Source organism: Haloarcula sp. CBA1127, from assembly GCF_001485575.1.
Classification (GTDB): Archaea; Halobacteriota; Halobacteria; order Halobacteriales; family Haloarculaceae; genus Haloarcula.
The window spans coordinates 2,836,829-2,854,284 of sequence record NZ_BCNB01000006.1; the positions used below are offsets into that span (position 1 = coordinate 2,836,829).

A 17,456-nucleotide genomic window follows, 5' to 3' on the forward strand; every position below is an offset into this window, starting at 1 on the left:
ATTTACAACACACGTTGTGAATCAAACGAGCGCTTCCGAACAGTCCACTGCGGCCCCCATGACAGTCCTCTACGTCGATGACGACCAGTTGTTGCTTGATTTGCAGGCCGATATTGCCGACGAGCGCGAGGCAGTCGAACTAGTAACGACACCGAACACCGACCGGGCGATGACAGTGCTGGCCGACCGCAAGTTCGACTGCGTGGTGGTCGGACGCCGGCGCACTGCCTCGTCAGAGGGCAACTTCGCTCGTGCGGTCAACGCGAAGTATCCGGACGTAACGCTGGTACGGTACACCTGGGAGCCCCGGCCTGACGACACAGACGAGGTATTCGATGCGGTTTTCGAGAAACAGGTCAGGGGAGCGAAGACGGTGCAGTTCCTCGACCGTGTCAGGTGGCTCGACGACTGACGGGCGCATCTACAAGGTTCAAATGCCCCCAACCCCGACACCACTGTAATGAACGGTAACGAGTTCGGTCGTCTGTTCCGCATGACGACCTATGGAGAATCTCACGGGGAGGCGATGGGCTGTACCGTCTCCGGCGTTCCGGCGGGTGTCGAACTCTCGGAGGAGGAGATACAGAAAGACCTCGACCGGCGCAAGCCCGGCCAGTCGATGATCACCACCTCCCGGGGCGAACCCGATAAGGTGACGATCAACTCCGGGATTCAGGACGGCTACACAACAGGGACGCCTATCGGGATGGTCATCCAGAACAAGGACGCCCGCTCGGGGAAGTACGAACCTTTCATCACAGCTCCGCGGCCGTCACACGGCGACTACACCTACTCCGCGAAGTTCGGGACCCGGAACTGGGGCGGCGGCGGCCGCTCGTCGGCCCGCGAGACGGTCAATTGGGTCGCCGCCGGCGGCGTCGCCAAGCAGGTGCTCGAACAGTCCGACTACGATGTCCAGATCAAGGCCCACGTCTGCCAGATCGGTGACGTGGAGGCTGGTCCGGTGACCTTCGAGGATATGCTCGAACACAGCGAGGAGAACGAGGTCCGCTGTGCCGACCCCGAGGCCGCCGAGGAGATGCGCGACGTGGCCGACCAGCACCAGAAGGAGGGCGACTCCATCGGCGGCGCGATTTACTTCGAGTGTCGCGGCGTCCCGTCCGGCCTCGGCGCACCCCGGTTCGATAGCTTCCCGTCACGGCTCGGCCAGGCCATGTACTCCATCCCGGCGGTCAACGACTTCGAGTACGGCATCGGCCGCGAGGCTCGGACGACCAAGGGCAGTGAGTACACTGAAAACTGGGAGTTCGACGACAGCGAGGCAACAGCCTCGGAGAGCGCGAGCGGCGACGAGCCGCGAGTGAAGGGCCACCCCACGCCCGTCGGCAACGACCACGGCGGCATCCAGGGCGGCATCACGACCGGCCAGCCCATCTACGGCGAAGTGTCGTGGCACGCGCCGGTGTCGATTCCCAAGACCCAGAAGACTGTCGACTGGGAGACCGGCGAAGGCAAAGAAATTACCGTTACCGGCCGCCACGACCCGGTCCTGCCGCCGCGGGCGGTCCCGGTCGTCGAGGCCATGCTCGCCTGTACAGTCCTTGACTTCATGCTGCTCGGCGGCCGCATCAATCCCGACCGACTCGACGACCGGCCAGGCGAATACGACACCGACTACCACCCGTCCAGCCCACAGAACGACCCAGAGGACGCGGACACCCACGCAAAAACCATCGACGACGAGTAAGATGGACGCACAACAGGAGTCCAAATCGAACCCGTTCGGGATGGACGAGGAGTGCCAGAACTGCCCCGCGCTGTGTGAGACGCGCGAGAACGTCGTCCACGGCTACGGCGACGTGGGTGCCGAGTTCATCGTCCTCGGCGACTCACCCGCAGTCGGCGCCGATGAGTCCGGTCTCCCCTTCACCGGGGAGAGCGAGCGCGAACTGCTCGACATCCTCGCCGCGGTCGATATGTGCACGGACCCGGACGCCGACAGACCGCAGTTACAGAACACCTTCCTGACCTACGTCACCCGCTGTCGCCATCCCGACAGGGAGGCGACTGACGAGGAGGTCGTCAACTGTGAGCCGTATCTCAACAGCGAGATACGGATGATCAACCCCGAGATATTGCTGCCGGTCGGTCAACGGCCGCTCGAAGAGCTAGCCTTCGAGTACACGACGATGAGCGAGGACGAACTCGACATCGAGGACCGTCACGCGACGACGATCCGCGGCCGCGGGTTCGAGATTCTTCCGATGATTCCGCCGAGCGAACAGACCGACGAACAGCGGACGGCCTTTCTGGAACACTTCAGCGAGACGCTCGGACAGGACTACCGGCAAACGAAGGGCCGACGCGGGCGGTAGTCAGGTATCGGACTGGACTTCGGTGTCAGTGGTCTGGAGCAACTCTTCCGGGCTCGACACTGTCCCGTACTCAGTTGCTGCCTGTAACCGGTTTTCGGCGTCGTGGCGGTACTGGCTCGCCTGTGTCGATTCACCCTGTTCGCTGGCGTAAGTCATGCCGCTGAGCCACTCGGCGGCCTGCCAGAGGCAGGTCGCTTTCTTACGCGCCCGTTCCGACAACTCAGCCAGCGAGTCGTCGTCCGCTTCGCGAACAGCCGTCGTGAACTCCTCGACGCTTTCCTCGAAGTCCGACGCGGCACTGTCGAACCCCCCACGAGCGAGCGCCATCTCCTCGTCTTCGACGGTCGCCAGCGCATCGGATAGCTGGCGGCGTGCCTCACGATACCGCATGTAGCCGACATGGTACGCCCGCTGTGCCGCTGCGGTCCCGGACAGCGTGGCTTCGCGTTCGCAGTCGCGGCACACAATCTTGGGTTGTGGTTCCCCGAGAACCCGATACTCCGACCCACATCCATCGCATCTGTAGGTCTGGGATTCCTCCATATAGTTTCTCTTAGATATCAAATACTGCTCACATCTTATAATTGTTCTGTAGCTGCGTCGGAACACAAGCGACTAATCACAGTCGGGCCGAGAAGACAGTATGACTACGGTAACTGTGCTGGCTGACCCGCCAGTCGAAGGGTTCGTGTTACAGGAGCTGGCGGGCGGCATTGTAGACGACGCCGAGGCCGCCGAGCTATACGAAGCCATGCTGCTTGACGTTTGTCGTGCGGTGGAGATCAGCGGTGCCGAGTTGTTGGTGAACTACCGTCCCTCGGAACAGGTCCCGGACGACGTCGACCCCGAAGCTGCGGTGCGGGAGCCAGTGACAGAAGCTCTTGAATCACCGGGTAACGCCCGATTCGAGGTTCAGGTCGGTTCGACGTTCGCCGGTCGGGTCGGGAACACAGTGACGCACCTCCTTGATGAAGAAGATGTCGCAACTGTCGCCGCCGTCAAACCGACAGCAGCACTGTTGAACCGGCAACTCATCGACAGCGCGGCGATGAAACTCCGGTCTAGCGGCGTGGTTCTTGGCCCCGCTGCGGGCGGCCGCGTCTACTACGCCGGCTTCGGCGAGCCGATTGATTTCGAGGACAGCTACGCCACCCCAACGGTCGAAACGATCGGCGAGCGTGCTGCGGATGCCGGCCTCGACGTGGACTTTCTCCCGCCGTCAGCCGTCCTCGAAACCCGAGCGGATCTCGAAACCATCGTGCCGCTGCTCCGGGCCCGGAACCGGGCTGGTCGGGTCGTACCGCAACGGACGACAGCGTTCCTCGATGACCTCGGAGTCCGTGTTGTCGACGAGGACGGGGAGCCGAGCGTGGTCCGAGAGACCGACAGGTCTTAGAAGGCCCACCGAATATGCTTGACTGCGGTGGGATGGCAGAGCGGCCTATTGCGCCTGCCTTGAAAGCAGGTATCCTCACGGATTCCTGGGTTCAAATCCCAGTCCCACCGTATTTTGCCACGAACAAACCGTAAGTGGCAACTACGCCAGCTGGGATTTGAAGCCGACGAGTCGCAGCCCGCGCAACGACGTGAGCAGGACCGTCTCGGCTCGGTTCAAATCCCAGTCCCACCGTATTGCTCCGAGCGAATACGCGAGGAGCCATCGGTACACACTGGCGATTTGAGCCCTGCAAGTCGCAGCGCACGAACATAGTGAGTGCGACCGTCTTGTCTGGATTAAACCGAAACCCGTAGCAGCAGACTGTGCGAGTAACAGACGCTGCAACGGGAAGCTACAGAATCCGCTGCCTTCTGACTCGTAGGGACCGTTTACCGAATCGAGGCAATCGGGCGGTTTTATGTCGATGGTCTGGATTATATTTGAGTAATGGTACGTGAAGAGAGGCCCCCAAAGCAGCATCTTCCGAGCCTCATCGCGGTCTGTGTCGTTGCCCTCCTCCTCGCAGCGACGGTGGCAGGTCCTGTTGCTGCTGCACCACGACTGTTCGTATCCGGCGCATCGAAAGAAGTAGACACGATACTGGCCGGTGAATCGGTAAACGTCACCGCGACGGTCAAGAACACTGGGAGCTCCGGGGGTGCGATGAGCGTTGAGTATGTGGCGAACGGAACGACGAAAGCGACTGAGCGGGTGGCCGTCGATTCCGGGTCATCGGCCAAGCGGACACGGGCGCTAACGTTTAACACGCCTGGGACATATCAGATTACGGTTAAAGGTCCAGAGCGGTCGGCTGGGCGCCTTCAAGTCAAGAAGGCGACTGCAATGACGAGACGACAGGATGCGACCAGCCGACAAACCGAGGTCCGTGGCGGCGCAGTGCCAACGGCGAAGCCATACGAAGTCGAGATGCCGGGTGCGATGAACCGGACGTTCGCTGTCCAGACGTGGACCGTAAACGCATCCCAGCGGTCGTTCACACAGAACGTAACCGAGTATACAGACCCCACGGACGCAGATATCACAGTACCCGATAACGACGATGCATCGGTGTTCGGTATGGTTACCGTTGGCTCGTCAGCAGGGGTTCAGCCGTCGTCGATGCAGTTCGTGTTGAACCGCTCGAACCTCCAGTCGGCCGGCATCGATGCTTCGGCGGTCCGCGTGTATCACCGTGTGAACGGATCGTGGCAAGCCGCTGAGACGAGCGTTGTTGAGGAGCGGTCCGATCAAGTCGTCTACGAGGCGGACACGGCGGGCGCATCGGCCTACGCGATTGGGAAGATCGAGCCTGCATTCAGCATCACGCGAACATCAGTCGTCAGCGAGCAGGCCCCTGAGGGGCAACGGGTCGTCGTTGAAGCGACGGTCTCCAACGACGGCAGTATCGAAGGCACGTACGACGCACAGATGCGGGTAGACGACGAGGTCGTCAACCAAACAGCGGTGACTGTGCCGGCCGACACCGAACAGACAGTGACTCTGTCGACGGTCGTGACGACGCCAGGGACGTTCCAGATCGGCTTCAACGATGTCAACGCCGGCGAGATTCAGGTAACCGAGAGCCAGGTCCAGACCGATGGAAACGGCGGCGCTGAACCAGAAACGGAACCGACGGGAACGGAGCCAGCGGTCCAGACCGAACCCGCAGTTGACGGTGACAGCGGACTCGGACCGCTTCCGGCGACAGTCATGGGTATCAGCACGATGCTGGTCATCGGCGGACTCCTCGGTGCGTTGCTGTTGTTCGGTGTCGTCATCGCGCTCCTCCGACGGGGTGGCAGCCGGAACGACAGCGGCTTCGAACTGTAGGCGGGGAGAGAAACCCTTTTTGTGCCAGTGTCCAGAGACTCGCGTATGGATTGGCCACACGATCCGGACGGCGAGGAAGGAAGCGAGGGCCGGCGCAAGTACGGCCACGCTGTGCTGGCGAAGAAAGTCAACGAGGACGAAGACTTCCCGCTGACCGCCGAGGAGTACGTCGAACAGTACGGAGACCACCCGGTTCGGATCGATTACGAGACGGTCGTCAGCGTGGCGGACATCTTCGACTATGTCGATCAAGAGGAGTTCGAGGACTTCCCGGACTTCCACAAATCGCTTGGGCGCGCGCTACGCGAGGCGGACTGGTGGCCGTACAGACTCGAACAGGCCTAACTGTGTAGTGTGTGGGCACGACACATACTTGTGGGAGGCCGGTGTAGCGTCGCGTATGGCGACGACATCTTCAAACGGTGACCGCACCGGACACGGGCTTCCCGAGGAGGTTGTTGCTGACCTGTTGTCGAACGACACTCGTCGGCGCGCGCTCTCGATACTGGCTGACCGCAATGAGCCAGTAGTCGTGTCAGACCTCGCGGCAGCGGTTCTCGCGGTCGAGCGTGACATCGAGCCAGCAGCGGTCCCGGACACTGCGAGGGACGAGCTCACCGAGGAACTGTTCACCGAGCACCTCCCGAAACTAACGGCAACGGACGTCGTCGCGTACGATTCGATGATCGGAACCGTCGAGATACAGCGCCCCGACGCGGTGCCGACTGACCCCCGTTGAATCGGCTCCCATGTCTGGGATCCGACACCGGTCGGACCGGCCTTCAGTCCGCTCTGCCGGTTAATTTCGACAGAGCAATACCCGTTGCTTCTAAACGAACGATGGACAGTGACCAACACCCAGATCACCCATATACAGATTGATAACTACGGGCCGTGGACTGTGACGCCTGAGCCCCGCCGTGAAGTCGACCTACAGACGCTCCAGTCCCGGCTGTACGCTGACCTCGCACAGTTGGTCGGGAACCGCGACGGCTACATCTTCTTCTCGCGGTTCGACAACATGATCGCCGTAACGAACGGATTGGACGAGGCAGCACACGCACTCATTCAGGAATCCGTCGGCAATCGTTACCCGGTGACGATGAGCCTCTCTGTCGCGACGGGAACGACACCTGTCTCGGCGCTGGGAACGGCGACGGAGCAGCTACAGGAGGCCGGTAGCGCACAGGACAAGGGCCGGCGTGAAGTGTTACGCGGACAGACGATCGACGAGGAGTTCCGGAAGCCCACAGACGTACAGCTCGCGCATTTCGATGTCGACGACGCCACCGAGAAGTACACCGACCAACTCAACGAGTTCGACACGTTCATCCAGATCGAACAGGGCTACGCAGCCCTCATGAAGTACATGCGCGAGGCCCACGACTCGCTGTCGTTTTTCGTCGGCGGCGACAACGTCATCGCGGTCTGTCCGGACCTGGACGAAGCGGACTACCACGACGCAATCAACCACGTTCGCGAAGAAGTCGACGTGGAGCTGAAAGTCGGTGTCGGACGCGGGCGGACGGCAGCTACGGCCGGGATGGACGCCAAGCACGCATTAGAGACCTGTCGGGCGACCGGTGAGGCCGTCACCATCGAAACCGAGACAACCGAGTAAGTTGTGAACCACGCGATATAAACGTAGTGGAGGTATCTTTTAGACCGGTCGTGTGGTACTTAGGCACATGAACGGTGAGGTCACTGTGCGGGAGGTTATGAACAGAGAGTACGTCGGCGCAAGCGAGTCCGATGACCTCCTTGAAACGACGGAGCTACTGATACGGGAGGATCAGCACCCGATTCTCGTATTACGGGGGAACGAACCAGTCGGCGTCGCGACGGACAGAGACGTGCTGGGATACATCGTCGACGGTGGCGACCCGGAGACTGCCACTGTCGGTGACGTGATGCGTGAATCCATTCCGACAATCGGTCCCGATGCTGGACTCCCGGCGGCACGGGACCGGATGGCGACACGCTCCGCCGAGTTCCTTCTGGTAACGGCTGACGGAGAGCCGCTCGGGACACTGACCGAGCACGATATCCTCTCGACTGCGAGATTAGAGAGCGAGTCGACAGAGGTCGTCGAACAGACCTCGACAGTTGCGACGACCGGTCAGGAAGCCACCACCGACGGAATGCAGTCCGCCGCCGAGGATTCGTTCGACAGTCAGGGCATCTGTTCCGCCTGTAGCACGTTTACGCGGAATCTCGCCTCGTTCAACGGGCAACTCCTCTGTGCGGACTGCCGGGATGTCTGAGCCACTTCAGCCGATTTCTCTCACCGCAACAGACGGATACTGCGGCGTAGCCGAACTGTTTTGACCGTACAACACGGAATAACACCGTGGAAATCGCCACCGCCTCGATGGATGACGTGGACACCATCGTCGACCTGTGGGTCCAATTGGCGGAGAGCCAGCGTGCCCACGGGTCACATCTGTTCGGGGACCGGAACCGAACCGCGGTCCGAGAGACGGTCGTACAGCGCATTGTCGCCGAGAACGTCTGTCTCGCTCGCATAGACCGGCACGTCGTCGGGTTCGTCATGGTGACCATCGACAGCGGCCGGTACGAACAAGACGAGACGCGGGGCATCATCGAGAATATCTTCGTTGAACCGGTCCACAGGAACCAGGGAATCGGTAGCGAACTGCTCGCTACGGGGGAAGAGCTACTCCACCAGGCCGGTGCAGATATCCTTGCGCTGGAAGCGATGGCAGACAACGAGTCCGCCCGACAGTTCTACCGCGCACACGGCTACGCACCACACCGGATCGAGCTCGAAAAGCCGACCGAAAACGATACTCTCTAAACGGTCCCCACACAACGCAGGTATGCAACCGTGCCAGGGGAGCTTGGGTGGTCCAAGCACTCGACTTGTAATCGAGAGTTCGTGGGTTCAAATCCCACCCCTGGCTTTACGCTTTTACCGCTGGAGGGCGTACGGCAGAGCATGAGTGAATCCGAAGAAGAACTCCCGGACAACGACGAAGAGTGGCGCGAAATACTCTCCGACGAAGAGTACCGAATCCTCCGCGAGTCCGGAACAGAGCCGCGGTTCAGCAGCGACCTCATTGACGTAGAAGACGAGGGCGTGTTCACCTGTGCCGGCTGTGGGACGGAACTGTTCGATAGCGACAGGAAATTCGAATCAGAAACCGGCTGGCCGAGCTTCTGGGACGTGTATCAGGAAGGCAACGTCGAAACACGGGCGGACAACAGCCACGGGATGGAGCGAACGGAAGTCGTCTGTGCCGAGTGTGGCGGTCATCTGGGCCACGTGTTCGACGACGGACCGGAGCCGAGCGGGAAGCGGTACTGCATCAACGGCGCGGCGCTTGACTTCGAGTCAGAGTAGCGACCACCGGAACCCTTTTTTTCGTCATTGAAGTTGATACGGCTAGACGTGACTGAACATGGGACCGACGAGGCGGGCGACGACGGGGCCGGAGCATCGGTCGACGAGTCGCTGGTCGACGAACCACCGACTGCGACCGCCGAACAGCCACAGCCGGAGAGTCACCTGCTAGCCGAAAGCCTCCGAACGTTTCCGTGGCTCCGCGCGGCCGGCGTCGCAGCCGGGACGCTGGCTGTCGAGTATCTGCTCGTCGCCCTGCTGTTTCTCGTCGGCCCGTCGTCGGTCGACCTGCCAGAACTGTCGGACCGGCTGGTCCAGTACGGGTTCATACTATACAACGCCCACCACGTGCCGACGCTGGTGACGGCATCGGACGCGGAAGTGTACGGCTCTGCCGCCCGGAACGTCCTGTACGGCGCACAGGGAGCGAGCATCCCGCCGATAGTCTATTTCCTGATTCCGATTGTCTCGCTACTCGTCGTCGGCGCGCTGTTCGAGCGCTATCGCGGCGATGCCCGGTCGGACAGCCTGCTCGAGGAAGCGGCGCTCGTCGGAACCGGCATCGGCTTCGGCTATGTCGCAACGGGATTCGCTGGGAGCTTCGTGTTCGTCCGGACGGTCATGTTCGATGGCGGCGGTGAGGGACAGGCCGCGCCTGCGGTGCTATGGCTGCTCATTCTGCTGTTTTTCCTCCCGCTGGTGTTTGCGAGCCTCGGCGCGGCCGCTCGCTATCTCTACGCCGACTGGGCTTCAGGCGCGTAAGTCGTCTCGATAAGCTCGAGGATGCGGTCGGACTCAGCCATCGTGACACCGCGGTCCTCATCAACCAGAACCGGGACCCCTCGCTGACCGGAAACCCGCTTCACCTCGTCGCGTTTCGAGTGTAGCGCCTCGACCCAGACGCTGTCGTACTCGATTCCGAGGTCGTCCAGTCGGTCCGCGACCTTCTCACAATACGGACAGCCGTCGAGCTGGTAGAGCGTCAGGCTCATACTGGCGATACGGACGCCGTCCTCAAGGTGGTTGTGCTCGAAAAAACGCGGCGGTCGACCTGGCGTTACTCGTACAGCCAAGACGAGTCGATCTGGTCCCAGTCGACGAGTTCGTCGTCGTCGAAGAACAGCTCGATTTCGCGCTCGTTTGCGCCCTTGTCCTCGTGGTCGGAGCCGTGGATGACGTTCCGACCGAGGTCGAGCCCGTAGTCACCACGGATGGTGCCGGGAGCCGATTCGGCGGGGTCCGTCTCGCCCATCATGGTGCGGACCTGCCGGGTCGCGTCCTGACCTTCCCAGACCATCGCGAACACGGGCCCAGAGGTGATGAAGTCGACGAGCCCGTCAAAGAATGGCTTGTCCTCGTGCTCGCCGTAGTGCTCCTCGGCGAGCTCTTGATCGATTTGCATGAACTTGCCACCGACCATCTTCAGGCCGCGGTCCTCGAAGCGGGAGACGATGTCCCCGATGAGGCCGCGCTGGACGCCGTCAGGCTTGACCATCACGAACGTGCGCTCGTGTTCGGACATCAGGCCTCAGCCTCCTCAGCTTCCTCGTCAGCGTCGTCTTCGGCCTCGTCGGCGTCGGCATCAGCTTCTTCAGCGTCTGCTTCGGCAGCCTCGTCCTCAACCTCTTCGGCGTCTGCCTCGTCAGCGTCCGCTTCCACTTCTTCATCTTCGTCCTCAACCTCGTCCTCGACCTCACCGGCGTCACCGCGGGCGGTGTCGGTCCATTCGAGGTTGCGGGCCTCGCGGCCCAGGTCGGCGTTGTTCTCGCACTTCGAGGAACAGAAGTGCGTCGTCGCGCCGTCCTTGTGGACGAACATCGTGCCCGTGCCGGGTTCGATGTCCGTGCCGCAGTAGTCACATTCGCGTGTCCGGGGCATGGTTACTGCCCTCCGATGGTGTCGGCTTCGCGAGCCGTCTCGCGGAGCTGAAGCACGTCACCTTCGCGGACCGGGCCGAGAACGTTGCGCGTGATGATGCGCCCCTGGTTCTCGCCTTCGCGGATGCGGCACTTGACCTGCATGGCCTCGCCGTGCATCCCCGTCCGGCCCACGACTTCGATAACCTCGGCGGGCGTGGAACCGCTGCTTTCGGATTCCTCAGCGCTCATCCGAGGTCACCTCACCGAAGCTCCTCGACCTTGTCGGCGATGTCCTCGACATCGGCGTCAGCCTCACCGGCGTCGGTGACGGCTGCGGCGGCCGAGCCGACTTCGAGCCCGGCGGCGTGACCGAGGTCGTCCTGCTGCTCGACGAAGATGAAGGAAACGCCCTTCTCGTCGGCAAGCTCCGGAATGTGCATGACGATTTCCTCGGGCTGGACATCTTCAGCGACGAAGACGAGCTCAGCGGAGCCGCGCTCGATGGACTTGGTCGTCTCGTTTGTACCCTTCTTTACTGCGCCTGTGTCCCGGGCAACCTCGAGCGCCTCAAGGGCGTCGTCTTCGAGGTCCGCGGGAACGTCGAAATCTACGTATACTGGCATTTGTATGTTCACCTCCTGCGCGCGAGCTCAGGCTCCCCCGCCATGTCCGGGCCGCGAGGCCCGTCACACCGTGATGGTGTGTATCCTGAAAAGGCTGGGAGCATCATCAACTCGGCGCAGGCTGTACCCCATTCTGTGCTACCGGCCCTAAAAGCGCTTTCGAAGCCGAAATCCCGTGCCAGCCCGCCACACGGGTGCTGTCGGGGGGTCTGCCTATTCCGCGGCCGCCGACGCATCGGCCAGCGCGGCCCGCGCGTCCGAGACGAGACGGGCCACCACCTCACCGGCGGGCCGTACGTCCTGTGCGAGGCCGGCGCTCTGGCCGGCGTAGTGTGGGAGGGCTTCGACATTGCCAGTCATCCCCGTAAGCGGGGGCATATCAGCAAACCGACTAATCGGCTCGCCGTCGGGCATCTGTGCAATTTGTTCGGGGTCGCTGGCGTCGTCGATTTCATCTAAGTCATGTCCTGCCTGCTGTCGGACCTCGTCGGTTTCGAGGACTCGGTGTGGCTGGTCCGGCCAGCCCCGGTCGAACAGGTCGGTAAACCGCGTCGCCGTCTCTGGCGCGTCAACGATTTGTTGCCGGTATGCCTCGTGCGCGCCTGATTCCTCGGTCGCCACGAACCGAGTGCCGAACCAACCGCCATCTGTTCCAAGCGTCAGCGCCGCCGCGAGGCCGCGGCCGTCGCCGAGACCGCCGGCCGCGACGACCGGGACCGGAACCGCGTCGGCCACCCGCGGGAGCAACGCGAAAGTCGTCACGTCGCTCTGGACGTGGCCACCGGCCTCCCGGCCCTGTGCGACCACCACGTCGGCCCCGGCGTCGACGGCAGCCCTGGCCTCGGCGGCGCTCGCGACCGTGACCATCACCGTCCCGCCGACCTCGTGGACCCGGTCGACGTACGGTTCGGCGTCGCCGAAGGAGAAAGAGACGACCGACGCGCCCGCGTCCAGACAGGCATCGAGACACGCCGACGGTGGGAGCACGCCCGTCGACTCATCGAGGACGACGTTGACGCCGACCACGCCGTCAGTCGCGTTTGCAGCGTCCGTGTACGCGTCACGAATTGCGTCGGCCTCGCGCCACGACATCGCCAGCATCCCGAGGCCGCCCGCGTCAGCGACCGCCGCGGCCAGGGACGGCGTCGAGACGCTCCCGACCGGTGCCTGCACGACTGGGTGGTCGATACCGATCTCGGAACAGAGCGGGGTCTGGAGGGGAGCCATGCCGGCCACTGTGTCCGGTCCAATAAAAAGCGCACCTGGGGAGCGCCGTGACCGTCAGGTCCATACTGGCGCGTCCGCCACCTCCGGTATGGACATCGCGCGCTCGCTCCGAGCGGAGGCCCGCCGTGCGAACGAGCGCCGGCTGCTCGTGCTGGCGGGCGACCCCGACCGGACGCGAGAGCGAGCGGCAGCGGCGCTCGACGCGGCAGACATCTCCAGCGCGGAGACGACTGTCGTCGGGCCGGAGCCGTTCCTCGACTGTGAACACCACGAGCAGTCCCGCGCCGAGGAGCTTCTCGGTCGGACGCGGACGGCTGTCGTCCTTGATGCGCACGAGGAACTGCGGCCGGACGCAGTCGGGCGGACCGTCGGTGCTGTCGACGGCGGCGGCCTCTACGTCCTCCTCACGCCGCCGCTGGAGACGTGGCCCGAGGAACGCGACGGGTTCGACGCCTCGCTCGCAGTCCCGCCGTTCGGCGTCGAGGACGTGAGCGGCCACTTCCGCCGCCGCTTCGTCGAAACGTTGCGAGCACACCGAGGTGTCGCTATCGTCGACACCGATACGGGCACCGTCGAGCAGGACGGTCTGACGGACCCGCCACAGAGCCGTCCAGTTCCGAACCCGACTCAGCCCGCCGACGCGTGGTTCCGCTCCGAGACGTACGCCCAGTGTCTCACCGACGACCAGCGGGACGCGGTGCGGGCGTTCGAGTCTCTGCGGGAGGACGGTGCGGCGGTCGTGGTCGAAGCGGACCGTGGTCGGGGCAAATCAAGCGCCGCCGGCCTGGCAGCCGGAAACCTTGCCGCGGCGGGCACGGACGTACTGGTGACCGCGCCGCAGTACCGGAGCGCCGCCGAGGTGTTCACGCGGGCGGAACACCTGCTGGAGACGCTCGGCGTCGACTTCACGCGCGACCGTTCGTCAGACCCCCAGCGGCTCAGCGTTGCAGGGGCGGGCTGTGTGCGGTATGCGCCGCCGGACGAAGCGGCATTGCTTCCGGACGACCCCGACGTGGTCGTCGTCGACGAGGCCGCAGCCCTGTCGGTCAGACGGCTCGAACAGTTCCTCGACGCCCCGGCGGTCGCCTTCACGACGACGGTCCACGGGTACGAGGGCGCGGGACGAGGATTCTCCGTCCGGTTCCGTGACCGGCTTTCCGAGAGCGACCACGCCCTCACCGACGTGTCGATGACGACGCCCATTCGATACGGGGACGCCGACCCCGTGGAGGTGTGGGCGTTCCGGGCGCTGTTGCTGGACGCTCGCCCGCCGGTCGACCAGCTAATTGCGGATGCAACGCCGGAGACCGTGGAGTACCGCCGGCTCTCGGCAGCCGACCTGCTCGCTGACGAGCACCTGCTCCGGGAGGTCTTCGGCCTGCTCGTGCTGGCCCATTACCGGACGGAACCCTCGGACCTGGCCCGACTGCTCGATGCACCGAACCTCACCGTCCGGGCGCTGACCCACGAAGGCCACGTCGTTGCAGTGGCGTTGCTGGCACAGGAAGGCGGGCTCTCGGCGTCGACCCGGGCCACGATGTACGAGGGTGGACGGGTCCGCGGGAATATGCTCCCGGACGTGCTGTCGACGCAACTCCGGGACGAAGCCGCCGGGGTTCCGGTCGGCCAGCGAGTCCTCCGCATCGCGACCCACGCCGCGGTCCGGTCCGGTGGACTCGGCTCCGAACTCCTCTCGGAAATCAGGGCGGAGTTCGCCAACCACATGGACTGGCTCGGGGTCAGCTACGGTGCAACACCGGAACTCGTCCGCTTCTGGGCGGACAACGGCTACAACACCGTGCACCTCGCAACCTCGCGGAACGCGACGAGCGGCGAGTACTCCGTCGTGATGCTCGACCCCTGTTCCGACGACGGGGCGGCGCTCGCGACGCGCCACGGAGAGTGGTTTCAGGACCGAATCGCGGCGGTGCTGTCGGACCCACTCGACGACTGTGGCCCCGACGTGGTTCGGGCCGTACTTCGAGCGACTGACGGCGAGCGGCCGGTATCGCTCTCGGAGTGGGAGTGGCGACTGGTCGCCGGCGTCCCCGGCGGCGCGTCGGTCCTCGACACGAATCCGGAGCCGTTCCGTCAGCTCACCCGCCAACACCTGTCGGACCCGGCCGACGGGACCGCGCTCTCGCCGCGGGAGGAACGCCTGCTTGTCCGAAAGGTCTTGCAGGCACATCCATGGTCAGCTGTCGCCGAGGAATTGGCGTTCGTCTCCGAACGTGAGTGTATGCGCACGCTCGGCGGAATAGTCGAAAGGTTGACGCGTCTGTACGGCGACCCTTGGGTACAGGAGGAACTCGACAGACACCTATGAGCCTGCTCGGCCTCGAAACGCTGTTGTTTGTACTCGCGTTCGCCCTGCTGGTCGGCGGCGTCATCGGCAGCCTCACACCGCAGGTCCCCGGCGCGCTCGTCTCGCTCGCCGGCGTGTACCTGTACTGGGTCGCCAGCGGCATGACCGAACCCGGGACGCTCTTGCTAGCCCTGTTGACGCTGGTCGGACTGCTGACGTGGGCCGTCGATATCGCGGGCGGAGCCGTCGCCGCGCGCGTCGGTGGGGCATCGAACTGGACAGCAGCCCTCGCCGGCGTCGTAGCGCTCGTTCTCTTTTTCGTCACCGGCCCGCTCGGCATCCTGCTGGGCGTCGCCGGGACGGTGTTCGTCGTCGAGTTCTATCGGCAGGAGGACGCCAGAGGAAGCGCGAAGGCTGCGCTGGTAACCACCGTCGGAATGCTGGCTTCCGGCGTCGTTCAGGCCTTGTTGACCGCGTCGATACTGGTCACCATGATTGCCGTCGCGCTTCTATGACACAGTGTGCGGAGGACGGCTGCGAAAACGAGGCCGCGGTCGAACTCCACATCCCGTGGGACGCGAACCGAGACGTGTGTCCGGCCCACGCCCGTGTCTGGGCGCAGAAAGACGGCGTCGTTCCCGCGCCGATGGACGGCCACGAGGACAGGTGGCCGTAGGCCGCTGGCGTCGGAATTGGCGGTTTAATTCACACGTAGGTACCGAACTAAGAGGGTGTCAAACGTTCACGAAGAAAATATAATAATAATTGGGTTTGAATACGACAATTGAGTCATGTTATCATGAAACGCGAGATGCTCACCACCGACTTCATCGATCGTGCAGCGGACATCTACGACGACGTGACCGGTATCGTCGCCCATGACGGCACCGAGTACACGTACGCTGAGGTAAACGAGCGGGTCAACCAGTTGGCACACGCGCTGTCGGACCGGGGCGTCTCGACGGGGAGTCGCGTGGCCCTCCTCGCGCCGAACACACACTACTTCATCGAGACGCTGTACGCGACGAACAAACTCGGCGCGGTGTTCGTCCCGCTGAACTACCGGCTCGACCCCGCGAAAATCGAGTATATTCTGAACGACTGTGAAGCCGCGACGGTCATCGCCGACTACGACTTCGCGGAGAAGGTCCAGCCGGTACGGGACGACATCCCTGCGGAGACGTTCATCGGCTACGAGCCCGACCGTATCGACGGGGACTGGGAGGGGTACGGCGATGTCCTCGACGGCCAGCCGACAGTCGAACCGGACCGGCCGGAGATGACCGAGGACGACGACGCCAGCATCAACTACACGTCCGGCACGACGGGAGACCCGAAAGGCGTGGTCAGGACCCACCGGACCGAAAGCTGGCACTCGCTGGTGCTCAATCAGCACATGGAGATACGCGACGACGACACGTACCTCTGGACGCTCCCGATGTTCCACTGCAACGGCTGGGGCCACACCTACGCCATCACCGGAACCGGCGGGACGCACGTCTGTCAGCGGACCTTCGACGCCGCGGATACCTTCCGCCGGGTCCGTGAGTACGACGTGTCGTTCATGTGCGGTGCGCCGACGGTGCTGAACAAGCTCATCCAGCACTACCGGGCCAACGACGGCGACGTCGTGACGCAGGGTGACCGCGACGTGCGAATCGCGACAGCCGGCAGTGCCCCGGCAACGGCGACCATCGAGCGCGTCGAAGACGAGTTCGGCTGGCGCATCCTCCACATCTACGGCCTGACCGAGACGGCCCCGATCATCACGACCAGCAACTCCCCGCGGCGCATCGCCGAACGGGGCCGTGAACTCAAGGTCAAGCAGGGCTCAGAGACGCTGTGTACCGACATCCGAATCGTCGACGAGGACGGGACCGACGTGCCACGCGACGGGGCGACGATCGGCGAGGTCGTGGTGCAGGGCAACCAGGTAATGGACCGCTATCTCAACAAACCCGAGATCACCGAGGAAGCATTCAACGACCGCGCCGAGGGGTACTTCCACACTGGGGACCTCGCGGCGTGGGACGAGGACGGGATGATACAGATCATGGACCGCCGGAAGGACATCATCATCTCTGGCGGCGAGAACATCTCCTCGATCGAACTGGAAGACGAACTGTACGACCACCCCGATGTGCTGAAAGCCGCGGTCATTCCGGCTCCGAGTGAGGACTGGGGCGAGACACCGATGGCAATTGTCGTCCCGACGGCCGACGGCGACGCGACTGAACAGGATATCCTCGAATTCCTCAGAGAACGCGTCGCGAGCTACAAGATCCCCGCAGGCATCGACTTCCGTGACTCGCTTCCTGAAACGGCGACTGGGAAAATCCAGAAGTACGAACTCCGCGAAGAGTACTGGCAAGAGCAGGAGCGGATGATCGGCCAGGAGTGAGCGCGGCGGTAGCTGTGAGGCGCTGGGACGGTATTAACACGATTCTTTATTAGGTTTCCAACAGTCGGTCACA

At 63.4% G+C, this 17,456-nt stretch carries 23 protein-coding genes and 2 tRNA genes; 18 read left to right on the forward strand and 7 right to left on the reverse strand.

The window, feature by feature from the left end:
• Positions 1-58: 58 nt before the first annotated feature.
• Genes AV059_RS18735 through AV059_RS18745 form a run of 3 tightly spaced genes read left to right on the forward strand, consistent with a single transcriptional unit; the run spans position 59 to position 2,336 of the window.
• Entirely contained in the window at positions 59-412 is a 354-nt protein-coding gene (locus AV059_RS18735; protein ID WP_228841840.1) for a hypothetical protein, read from the forward strand.
• Positions 413-460: 48 nt separating this feature from the next.
• Positions 461-1,708: a chorismate synthase gene (aroC, locus tag AV059_RS18740; protein WP_058996966.1), complete on the forward strand. Its 1,248-nt coding sequence runs from the start codon at positions 461-463 to the stop codon at positions 1,706-1,708.
• A gap of 1 nt (position 1,709) precedes the next feature.
• Positions 1,710-2,336 carry a uracil-DNA glycosylase family protein gene (locus AV059_RS18745; RefSeq protein ID WP_058996968.1) on the forward strand — a complete coding sequence of 209 codons (627 nt, stop codon included), beginning with the start codon at positions 1,710-1,712 and terminating at the stop codon, positions 2,334-2,336.
• Here AV059_RS18745 and AV059_RS18750 read toward each other — a convergent pair whose 3' ends face one another.
• On the reverse strand, positions 2,337-2,879 hold the full coding sequence (locus AV059_RS18750; protein ID WP_058996970.1) for a hypothetical protein: 543 nt from the start codon (positions 2,877-2,879) through the stop codon (positions 2,337-2,339).
• 100 nt (positions 2,880-2,979) lie between these two features.
• Here AV059_RS18750 and AV059_RS18755 point away from each other — a divergent pair, with 100 nt between their 5' ends.
• The 11 genes from AV059_RS18755 (at position 2,980) to AV059_RS18805 (ending at position 9,730) form a co-directional block, all read left to right on the forward strand.
• Complete coding sequence (locus AV059_RS18755; protein ID WP_058996972.1) at positions 2,980-3,732, forward strand: hypothetical protein; 753 nt, start codon at positions 2,980-2,982, stop codon at positions 3,730-3,732.
• 26 nt (positions 3,733-3,758) lie between these two features.
• A tRNA-Ser gene (locus AV059_RS18760) sits at positions 3,759-3,842 on the forward strand.
• 379 nt (positions 3,843-4,221) lie between these two features.
• Positions 4,222-5,604, forward strand: coding sequence for a PGF-pre-PGF domain-containing protein (locus tag AV059_RS18765; protein WP_228841841.1), 1,383 nt, complete (start codon positions 4,222-4,224; stop codon positions 5,602-5,604).
• Positions 5,605-5,649: 45 nt separating this feature from the next.
• Positions 5,650-5,949 carry a DUF5785 family protein gene (locus AV059_RS18770; RefSeq protein ID WP_058996974.1) on the forward strand — a complete coding sequence of 100 codons (300 nt, stop codon included), beginning with the start codon at positions 5,650-5,652 and terminating at the stop codon, positions 5,947-5,949.
• A gap of 55 nt (positions 5,950-6,004) precedes the next feature.
• Positions 6,005-6,343: a hypothetical protein gene (locus tag AV059_RS18775; protein ID WP_058996976.1), complete on the forward strand. Its 339-nt coding sequence runs from the start codon at positions 6,005-6,007 to the stop codon at positions 6,341-6,343.
• Positions 6,344-6,451: 108 nt separating this feature from the next.
• Entirely contained in the window at positions 6,452-7,225 is a 774-nt protein-coding gene (locus AV059_RS18780) for a GTP cyclohydrolase III (protein ID WP_058996979.1), read from the forward strand.
• A gap of 67 nt (positions 7,226-7,292) precedes the next feature.
• Entirely contained in the window at positions 7,293-7,868 is a 576-nt protein-coding gene (locus AV059_RS18785) for a CBS domain-containing protein (RefSeq protein ID WP_058996981.1), read from the forward strand.
• Positions 7,869-7,954: 86 nt separating this feature from the next.
• On the forward strand, positions 7,955-8,422 hold the full coding sequence (locus AV059_RS18790) for an N-acetyltransferase (protein ID WP_195156676.1): 468 nt from the start codon (positions 7,955-7,957) through the stop codon (positions 8,420-8,422).
• 32 nt (positions 8,423-8,454) lie between these two features.
• A tRNA-Thr gene (locus tag AV059_RS18795) sits at positions 8,455-8,528 on the forward strand.
• 35 nt (positions 8,529-8,563) lie between these two features.
• Positions 8,564-8,968, forward strand: a complete 405-nt coding sequence (gene msrB, locus AV059_RS18800) for a peptide-methionine (R)-S-oxide reductase MsrB (RefSeq protein ID WP_004593495.1) — start codon at positions 8,564-8,566, stop codon at positions 8,966-8,968.
• 48 nt (positions 8,969-9,016) lie between these two features.
• A complete protein-coding gene (locus AV059_RS18805; protein WP_058996983.1) occupies positions 9,017-9,730 on the forward strand; it encodes a hypothetical protein in 714 nt (237 codons plus the stop codon).
• Here AV059_RS18805 and AV059_RS18810 read toward each other — a convergent pair.
• From AV059_RS18810 to AV059_RS18835, 6 genes are all read right to left on the reverse strand, one after another.
• Positions 9,703-9,960: a glutaredoxin family protein gene (locus AV059_RS18810; RefSeq protein WP_058996985.1), complete on the reverse strand. Its 258-nt coding sequence runs from the start codon at positions 9,958-9,960 to the stop codon at positions 9,703-9,705. The genes AV059_RS18805 and AV059_RS18810 overlap by 28 nt on opposite strands.
• A 65-nt stretch (positions 9,961-10,025) precedes the next feature.
• Entirely contained in the window at positions 10,026-10,490 is a 465-nt protein-coding gene (ndk, locus tag AV059_RS18815; protein ID WP_058996987.1) for a nucleoside-diphosphate kinase, read from the reverse strand.
• Positions 10,490-10,846 (reverse strand): 50S ribosomal protein L24e, encoded by a 357-nt coding sequence (locus AV059_RS18820; RefSeq protein WP_058996989.1) that lies wholly within the window; start codon positions 10,844-10,846, stop codon positions 10,490-10,492. Before AV059_RS18820 ends, ndk begins: the two co-directional genes overlap by 1 nt.
• A 2-nt stretch (positions 10,847-10,848) precedes the next feature.
• A complete protein-coding gene (locus AV059_RS18825) occupies positions 10,849-11,076 on the reverse strand; it encodes a 30S ribosomal protein S28e (protein ID WP_004516764.1) in 228 nt (75 codons plus the stop codon).
• A gap of 11 nt (positions 11,077-11,087) precedes the next feature.
• Entirely contained in the window at positions 11,088-11,450 is a 363-nt protein-coding gene (rpl7ae, locus tag AV059_RS18830) for a 50S ribosomal protein L7Ae (RefSeq protein WP_058996990.1), read from the reverse strand.
• A 213-nt stretch (positions 11,451-11,663) separates the two neighbouring features.
• Complete coding sequence (locus AV059_RS18835; protein WP_058996992.1) at positions 11,664-12,677, reverse strand: nitronate monooxygenase family protein; 1,014 nt, start codon at positions 12,675-12,677, stop codon at positions 11,664-11,666.
• On the opposite strand from AV059_RS18835, the gene tmcA reads away from it, so the two are divergent.
• The 4 genes from tmcA to AV059_RS18850 all read left to right on the forward strand — a co-directional run bounded on the left by tmcA (position 12,676) and on the right by AV059_RS18850 (position 17,383).
• Positions 12,676-15,003 (forward strand): tRNA(Met) cytidine acetyltransferase TmcA, encoded by a 2,328-nt coding sequence (gene tmcA / locus AV059_RS18840; protein WP_195156677.1) that lies wholly within the window; start codon positions 12,676-12,678, stop codon positions 15,001-15,003. The two genes, AV059_RS18835 and tmcA, sit on opposite strands and share 2 nt — an antisense overlap.
• A complete protein-coding gene (locus tag AV059_RS18845) occupies positions 15,000-15,497 on the forward strand; it encodes a DUF456 domain-containing protein (RefSeq protein WP_058996996.1) in 498 nt (165 codons plus the stop codon). The genes tmcA and AV059_RS18845 overlap by 4 nt, the downstream gene beginning before the upstream one ends.
• A complete protein-coding gene (locus AV059_RS22540; RefSeq protein WP_195156678.1) occupies positions 15,494-15,658 on the forward strand; it encodes a hypothetical protein in 165 nt (54 codons plus the stop codon). Before AV059_RS18845 ends, AV059_RS22540 begins: the two co-directional genes overlap by 4 nt.
• Before the next feature lie 123 nt (positions 15,659-15,781).
• Positions 15,782-17,383 (forward strand): class I adenylate-forming enzyme family protein, encoded by a 1,602-nt coding sequence (locus AV059_RS18850; protein ID WP_058996999.1) that lies wholly within the window; start codon positions 15,782-15,784, stop codon positions 17,381-17,383.
• Positions 17,384-17,456: the final 73 nt, after the last annotated feature.

Coding starts and splice junctions, on each gene's coding strand:
- AV059_RS18735 (WP_228841840.1), top strand. CDS start 59: ATGACAGTCCTCTACGTCGATGACGACCAGTTGTTGCTTGATTTGCAG.
- aroC (WP_058996966.1), top strand. CDS start 461: ATGAACGGTAACGAGTTCGGTCGTCTGTTCCGCATGACGACCTATGGA.
- AV059_RS18745 (WP_058996968.1), top strand. CDS start 1,710: ATGGACGCACAACAGGAGTCCAAATCGAACCCGTTCGGGATGGACGAG.
- AV059_RS18750 (WP_058996970.1), bottom strand. CDS start 2,879: ATGGAGGAATCCCAGACCTACAGATGCGATGGATGTGGGTCGGAGTAT.
- AV059_RS18755 (WP_058996972.1), top strand. CDS start 2,980: ATGACTACGGTAACTGTGCTGGCTGACCCGCCAGTCGAAGGGTTCGTG.
- AV059_RS18765 (WP_228841841.1), top strand. CDS start 4,222: ATGGTACGTGAAGAGAGGCCCCCAAAGCAGCATCTTCCGAGCCTCATC.
- AV059_RS18770 (WP_058996974.1), top strand. CDS start 5,650: ATGGATTGGCCACACGATCCGGACGGCGAGGAAGGAAGCGAGGGCCGG.
- AV059_RS18775 (WP_058996976.1), top strand. CDS start 6,005: ATGGCGACGACATCTTCAAACGGTGACCGCACCGGACACGGGCTTCCC.
- AV059_RS18785 (WP_058996981.1), top strand. CDS start 7,293: ATGAACGGTGAGGTCACTGTGCGGGAGGTTATGAACAGAGAGTACGTC.
- msrB (WP_004593495.1), top strand. CDS start 8,564: ATGAGTGAATCCGAAGAAGAACTCCCGGACAACGACGAAGAGTGGCGC.
- AV059_RS18810 (WP_058996985.1), bottom strand. CDS start 9,960: ATGAGCCTGACGCTCTACCAGCTCGACGGCTGTCCGTATTGTGAGAAG.
- ndk (WP_058996987.1), bottom strand. CDS start 10,490: ATGTCCGAACACGAGCGCACGTTCGTGATGGTCAAGCCTGACGGCGTC.
- AV059_RS18820 (WP_058996989.1), bottom strand. CDS start 10,846: ATGCCCCGGACACGCGAATGTGACTACTGCGGCACGGACATCGAACCC.
- AV059_RS18825 (WP_004516764.1), bottom strand. CDS start 11,076: ATGAGCGCTGAGGAATCCGAAAGCAGCGGTTCCACGCCCGCCGAGGTT.
- rpl7ae (WP_058996990.1), bottom strand. CDS start 11,450: ATGCCAGTATACGTAGATTTCGACGTTCCCGCGGACCTCGAAGACGAC.
- tmcA (WP_195156677.1), top strand. CDS start 12,676: ATGCCGGCCACTGTGTCCGGTCCAATAAAAAGCGCACCTGGGGAGCGC.
- AV059_RS18835 (WP_058996992.1), bottom strand. CDS start 12,677: ATGGCTCCCCTCCAGACCCCGCTCTGTTCCGAGATCGGTATCGACCAC.
- AV059_RS18845 (WP_058996996.1), top strand. CDS start 15,000: ATGAGCCTGCTCGGCCTCGAAACGCTGTTGTTTGTACTCGCGTTCGCC.
- AV059_RS22540 (WP_195156678.1), top strand. CDS start 15,494: ATGACACAGTGTGCGGAGGACGGCTGCGAAAACGAGGCCGCGGTCGAA.
- AV059_RS18850 (WP_058996999.1), top strand. CDS start 15,782: ATGAAACGCGAGATGCTCACCACCGACTTCATCGATCGTGCAGCGGAC.